3 protein-coding genes are annotated in these 1,567 nt (G+C 43.4%); 2 read left to right on the top strand and 1 reads right to left on the bottom strand.

Annotated features, from left to right (window positions below; all coding sequences use genetic code 11):
- On the bottom strand, positions 1–551 hold a 551-nt coding region (locus ACYVRH_RS12520), incomplete at its 3' end, for a bacteriohemerythrin (protein WP_461257235.1).
- A gap of 47 nt (positions 552–598) precedes the next feature.
- Here ACYVRH_RS12520 and ACYVRH_RS12515 point away from each other — a divergent pair.
- On the top strand, positions 599–961 hold the full coding sequence (locus ACYVRH_RS12515) for a cyclic nucleotide-binding domain-containing protein (protein WP_461257234.1): 363 nt from the start codon (positions 599–601) through the stop codon (positions 959–961).
- An 11-nt stretch (positions 962–972) separates the two neighbouring features.
- Positions 973–1,567, top strand: a 595-nt coding sequence (locus ACYVRH_RS12510) for a phenylacetate--CoA ligase family protein (RefSeq protein ID WP_461257233.1), incomplete at its 3' end; no start/stop codon positions are given.

Raw genomic sequence — 1,567 nt, 5'->3', positions numbered from 1 at the left:
ATATAAGCGACATAAAGCTTGTCGGTAAGGGCGATGTGGCTTAGTATCCAGTCTCTAAGGATGCGTACAAATTGGTTGGGTACAAATTTTTTACCGTAATTATACTCCTTTACCGAATCAAGAATATCCTTCACCAGAATATCATGCGCCTTTTTATGGTCCTGATAACCGGGATATTTAATCCGTTGCAGTAATTCCTGCTCGGCGCCAAAGTGGAAACGGACATAATCAACCATTCGCCCCATGGTCTCTTTGAACACTTCTTTAAGCGTCTCTTCTTCGCCCAAACAGGCGTGGAAAAGCTCATTGGTAAGGGAAAAAAGCTCTTTGTGCTGGCTGTCAATCAGTTGAATCCCCGTGGCATATTTCTCGTCCCAGATAACCATATCAGGATTATCGTTTGTATTTATCATAATAAAACAATTATATTTGTGTTTTTCATATTGATCAACACTATTTCTAAAATAATACCCTTTACGCCCTTGCGGAAACGCCATAACTTTGATAAAATTAACTAATGGTACAACCTGAAACTCTGCTGAAATATTCACTCTTTGGCTGACTGTTAAAAGAACAGGTAGAAGCCATTATCCCGCTTATGCAGGAAGAGAAATATAACCCTGATGAATTTATTATTACCGAGGGAAGCCCCAACGACAAAATATATTTCATAATTGAAGGGCAGGTATCGGTAAGCAAAAAAAAAGTGCATCTGTCCAACTTTAAAGAGGGCGAGGCTTTTGGAGAAATGGAAGTGCTTGATATTATGCCGGCTATCGCGTCAATTAAAACCGTTTCGCAGGTTACGGTTATGTCAATCTCAAATAAAGCTTTGCGGGAAATTTACAAGATGGATGTCAAAGTCTTCGCCCTGATAATTATGAACCTTGCAAGGGATGTTTGCCGACGTTTATGTAAAACAGATGAACAACTTGCCTCATTACAGCCAATATTATTATAAAAGGAGATATTATGATTTTTAACCCTGAATACGAATGTATGGACATGCAAGCGCGAAAAAAACTTCAACTTGCCGCGCTTAAAAACCTCGTGGAATCCGTATATTCAAAAGTGCCGTTCTACCGCGAAAAATTAATCGCGGCTGGAATTACCTCTCGTGATATTCACAGTTTAGCGGATATTGAAAAATTACCCTTCACCTCGAAGGACGACTTGCGGATAAATTATCCCCACGGTCTTCGCGCCTGTCCTCAGGAGAGGATTGTGGAAGTCCACATGAGTTCCGGCACTACCGGAAAGCCCGTAGTCAATGAGTACACCATCGGAGACATTAACATTTGGCGGGAGTCAATGGCAAGAACTCTGTCGGCAGCCGGTTGTACGCGGGATGACATTGTTCAGAACTGCTACGGTTACGGGCTTTTCACGGGCGGTCCGGGGGCGCATTACGGCGCTCTTAATATCGGCGCGGAAGTCCTGCCAATGTCAAGCGGCAACACCGAACGGCAGCTTATGGTCATGCGCGATTTCGGCTCGACCATGCTAACCTGCACTCCTTCTTATGCCCTCTACTTAGCCGAAGAAGCCGTTGAAGCGGGAATAGACC

The organism is Treponema sp. R80B11-R83G3 (assembly GCF_054786115.1).
This window is presented reverse-complemented; position numbering and strand designations above follow the sequence as displayed.